This is a genomic window from Streptomyces sp. NPDC056503 (assembly GCF_042794995.1).
Taxonomy (GTDB): Bacteria; Actinomycetota; Actinomycetes; order Streptomycetales; family Streptomycetaceae; genus Streptomyces.
Genome location: NZ_JBHTST010000246.1, coordinates 1 through 4453, shown reverse-complemented (window position 1 = coordinate 4453; position 4453 = coordinate 1). Strand labels below are relative to the sequence as shown.

Genomic DNA, 4453 nt, shown 5'->3' with positions numbered 1-4453 from the left:
TTTCTACCCCCCACCCGGCAATCCCTTCTCGCTTTGGGTTTGGTGGGCTGGTTTTTTTTTATAACAGACGGGGGGGCCGGGCCGCCGGTACCGAAGTACCGCCGGACGGGCCGCCGTTCACACCGCGGTCACGCCCCCTCGGGCCGGGCCCGTGGGCTCGTCACCACCACGGGTAGAAGTTGACCGTGTTGTTCGCCTGCGAGATGTGGGTGAAGGCGGAGCCGTTCACGCTCGCCGTGTTGTTCTGGTTGGAGGCACCGGAGCCGGTCGCCACCTGCTGCGTGGTGGTCGAGTTGCCGTTGTTGTCGCCACCCACGCCGCTGCCGATGATCGTGGCGACGCTCGTGTTCGATCCGTCGTCCGCGAAGCCACCGTTGTCGGCCTGCGCCACGCCGCCGAAGAGGGCTGCGGCGAGCGGCAGGGCGACGACGGCGGCGGCGATGCGGGCGGTACGGATGCTTGCCATGTCTGTTCCTCCGGGAACTGAAGCCAGTCTGCTGTGCACGGAAACGCGGATCACTGAAGGCGGGCCGTGAACTCCGGCCCTGACCAGGGAGGTTGGCCTACCGCCCCGGTCGTTCTCTGCTCGACGTCGCGAATCCAGAGTTGCCCACCGAATCCCCGGCGAACCACCCCGGAGCGCCCGATTCCCCCGCAAGCGTGAGGACAAGCCGATAAACCCTTCGTAGCCGAGAAACCCCCAGCTCACAGCGGACGGCGACCGCGAAACCACCCCGGATCCGTTGCGCCGCACGGGAGGAAGCGTTCCGCCAGAACCCCCGACAAACCGGACCGCGGGCGGCGACGGCCGCCCACCCCGTCCCGAACGGAGCCGAGAAGAGGGAAAGGACTTTCGAGTCCTTCTACCCCTCGGCCGCCACCGCGGCCTCGAAGGCGGCGTAGGCGGTCGCGTCGAAGAGCACGAAGCGCACCTCCTCGACCTCCGTCTCCGCCGCCCGCACCGTCCCGACCGCGATCCGCGCGCCGTCGTCGATCGGCCAGCGGTAGACGCCCGTGGAGATGGCCGGGAAGGCGACCGTACGGGCCCGCAACTCGTCCGCCACCCGCAGGGACTCGCGGTAGCAGGACGCCAGCAGCGCCGACCGGTCCTCGCTCTCCGACCAGACGGGGCCCACGGTGTGGATCACGTGGCGCGCCGGCAGCCGACCGCCCGTCGTCGCCACGGCCCGCCCGGTCGCCAGCCCCTTCCCGTACCGCGACGCCCGCAGCTCCCGGCAGGCGGCGAGGATCTCCGGGCCGCCCTTGCGGTGGATCGCCCCGTCGACGCCCCCGCCCCCGTACAGCGACGAGTTCGCGGCGTTCACCACCGCGTCCACCGCCTCCGCGGTGATGTCCCCCCGCACCAGCACGATCCGCACCACGCCACCTCTCCGTCGGTTCCGTGGAACGGTACGGCCCCCGGCCTCCCGACTCCGCGGTTCCCGGGTCCCGTCGGCCCCGTCCGCGGGGCGACGGCCGCTTTACCACCTCTCCGGACCGGGAAAGCCCCCGTCCGGGGCAGCCGGCGGCCACCGCACGGGACGATGCATACGTACGGGCTGACAACAGCGGAAGCGACGTCACGCGTACGAGTGGGTGTCGGGACGCCGCGGCCCGGCTCCCCGGCAACCGCCCCGCGGGGACGCGCGTCTCCGGATCCCGTCGGGCGGGGGAAGCGAAATGCCCGGCCCAGAAGGCCTTTCCGGCCCTCAATCGATCAGCGCCGTGTGCGTGTCTAACCCCAAGGCGACGCCTAAATTGTTCAGAATGTCACCTACTGCCCCAGTTGAAACCACGAGGTTTCGTCGCCTAGGAGCGTGTCATGCAGATTCGCAGGTGGCTCCCGGACCAGCCCACTCTCATCGGCCGTCACGACTGGCCGGACGAGGACGGCACGGGGACACATCTGCGGCTCCGGGCCGGCTCCATCGTCGTGCTGGACCGGCGGGCGTGGCGGGTCCTGGAGATCACCGGTTACCCCGACAACGCATGGCCGAAATCCTACGAGAAGGCATGGCGCGACCACGTGGAGCTGTGGTGGCACGCCAACGAACTGCGGCGGGCCGAGAACCAGGCGTTCAAACCGGCCCCCGATCGCGCCGAGTTCTACAGGCGACCGGTGGTGCTCGTGCTGCGCGACGAGAACCTGCCCCGGTCGGCGGTGAAGCACTGGTGCGCCCCCGCCAGCATGGACTGGCAGGTCCTCCCCGAGCACTACGCCGTCTGCCGGGCCTGCGGCGAACTGCCGCCCTGCCACCACGGGGAGTACCGCCCCCCGGAGGGCGGCCCCCGGCGTCCGGAGCAGAGCGGCGGCATCCCGCTCATCGTGCCGGAGGGCTGCTGCATGGGGTGCGCCGAGCAGATCAAGCCCCGCATGCGGACCGTGCGTTTCCCCGGCCCCAACCTCTGGTACCCGGACCTCGGCGACGACACCGCGGTCTTCCACTCCCGCTCCTCCTGCGAGGACCAGGTGGAGTACTACCGCGCGCAGTGGCAGAGCGAGTACCCCCAGCCCGCCGCGCACCCGGCCACGCCGGCGTTCCCGGGCTTCGACCACCTGGCCCTGCCCCGGGCCCGCCAGTCCCACTCCCAGCCCCAGGCCCCGGCCCCCCAGCACGGGAAGGCACCGGTCCCGGTCCCGGTCCCGCAGCACGACCAGGGCCAGGCCCAGGGCCAGGCCCTCCAGCACGTACAGGCCCAGGCCCTCCAGCACGTACAGGGCCAGGCCCTCCAGCACGTGCAGGGCCAGGCTCCCCAGCACGTACAGGGTTCGGTTCCCCAGCACGTACAGGGTTCGGTTCCCCAGCACGTACAGGACCACTTCGCGGTCCCCCAGCACGGACAGGACCACTTCGCGGTCCCGCACGTCCGGGAGGAGGCGCACACCTCCCTGGCCGTCGGATCCGGCGCCTTCTCGCCGTCCTTCGGCGGCTACCGGGCGGAGCCCGAGTCCTACCCCTCCGCCCCTCCGCCTCCCCCTCAGAGCGCGGCGCCCGTGCCCGCGGCCCCTCCCCTGGCCGCCGGGGACGCCGGCCCCGCCGTCCGGGCCGCGGAGGAGCTGCGCCGTTCCCTCACGGACCGCCCGGTCTTCCACAACGCGGAGCAGGCGGCCCGGGTGATCGAGGAACTCACCGCGGCGGTCCGCAACATCGCCCTCTGCCTGAACGACCCGCAGGCCCGCAGCCACCCCTGAACCCACCCGCGCCCCTCGCCCCGGCAGCGGGAACGCCGACGGCCCCCGACCGTTCCATCCGGTCAGGGGCCGTTCGTCTGCGGTGGGTGTGGGATTTGAACCCACGGTGACATCGCTGCCACGACGGTTTTCAAGACCGTTCCCTTAGGCCGCTCGGGCAACCCACCCTCGCTCCGGACCGTTTGGGGCGGAGCGGGCTACAGCGTACCGGGTGGGCGAGGGGGGTGCGGGAGAGCGGGACGGCTCGGGCGGGTTCAGGGGGTGGCGTCCGGTGCATCCGTGATGTGACGGGTGCTTCCGGATCGCCGCGAACGCCGGGTTAGAGTCCCTTTCACAACATCTCCACGTCTCTTGAGAAGAACAGAGGTCCCCACGGTGCAGGGCACGATCGACGGGTTCAGCTATGGCATGGTCACGCCACTCGTGGGCTACGTGATGGCCTGCCTCGGCAGCGCGCTGGGGCTGCGCTGCACCGTGCGGTCGCTCGCGACCGGGCGGACCCGGAAGCCCGGGTGGCTGGCGCTCGGGGCCGTGTCGATCGGGTGCGGGATCTGGACCATGCACTTCATCGCGATGCTCGGCTTCCAGGTGAGCGAGACGGCCATCGCGTACGACGGCTCGCTGACCTTCCTCAGCCTGCTCGTCGCGGTGCTCGTCGTGGGCGCCGGCGTCTTCACCGTGGGCTACCGCGGCGCCCGGCCGGTCCCGCTGCTCGCCGCCGGCCTCTTCACCGGCCTCGGCGTCGCCGGAATGCACTACCTGGGCATGGCCGCCATGCGGATGAACGGTTCCCTGACGTACCGGCCCGGCGTCGTCGCGCTCTCCGTCGTCATCGCCGTCGCCGCCGCGACCGCCGCCCTCTGGGCCGCCGTCTCCGTCCGCGGCTTCCTCGCCAGCCTCGGCGCGAGCGTGGTCATGGGCATCGCCGTGACCGGCATGCACTACACCGGCATGGCCGCCGTCGGTGTCCAGGTCGCCCATGACGCCCACGCCGCCTCGGGCGACGGCTCCTCCGCCATCGACGTGCTGCCGCTGCTCGTCGGCCCGCTGATCTTCCTGGTCCTGGCCGCCGCCGTGGTCATGCTCGACCCGATGCTCATCATGGGCGACGAGGAACCCGCCGCCCGGCCCGTCCGGCGCATCGACATCGGCGACATCCAGACCGGCCTCAACGCCGACAACAACTGGGGTGTCACCAGCGGAAGCCAGGGCCGGGAGCTCTAGGGACGCACGGAGACGGCGCCGGGGGCCCGATGGCCC

Annotated in this window: 4 protein-coding genes and 1 tRNA gene; 2 read left to right on the top strand and 3 right to left on the bottom strand. The window is 71.6% G+C overall.

Annotated elements, in window-relative coordinates; genetic code table 11:
- Positions 1–160: 160 nt before the first annotated feature.
- Positions 161–466, bottom strand: coding sequence for a hypothetical protein (locus ACFQ8C_RS36565; RefSeq protein WP_043224849.1), 306 nt, complete (start codon positions 464–466; stop codon positions 161–163).
- 397 nt (positions 467–863) lie between these two features.
- Positions 864–1382: an O-acetyl-ADP-ribose deacetylase gene (locus tag ACFQ8C_RS36560; RefSeq protein WP_383466214.1), complete on the bottom strand. Its 519-nt coding sequence runs from the start codon at positions 1380–1382 to the stop codon at positions 864–866.
- 440 nt (positions 1383–1822) lie between these two features.
- On the opposite strand from ACFQ8C_RS36560, the gene ACFQ8C_RS36555 reads away from it, so the two are divergent.
- The gene (locus tag ACFQ8C_RS36555) at positions 1823–3193 is read left to right on the top strand and encodes a hypothetical protein (RefSeq protein WP_383466212.1); all 1371 of its coding nucleotides are present in this window, start codon (positions 1823–1825) and stop codon (positions 3191–3193) included.
- Between the two features lie 80 nt (positions 3194–3273).
- Here the strand turns inward: ACFQ8C_RS36555 and ACFQ8C_RS36550 are convergent.
- Positions 3274–3360, bottom strand: a tRNA-Ser gene (locus tag ACFQ8C_RS36550).
- A 208-nt stretch (positions 3361–3568) separates the two neighbouring features.
- Between ACFQ8C_RS36550 and ACFQ8C_RS36545 the strand changes: the two genes are divergently transcribed.
- Complete coding sequence (locus ACFQ8C_RS36545) at positions 3569–4417, top strand: MHYT domain-containing protein (RefSeq protein ID WP_383466210.1); 849 nt, start codon at positions 3569–3571, stop codon at positions 4415–4417.
- Positions 4418–4453: the final 36 nt, after the last annotated feature.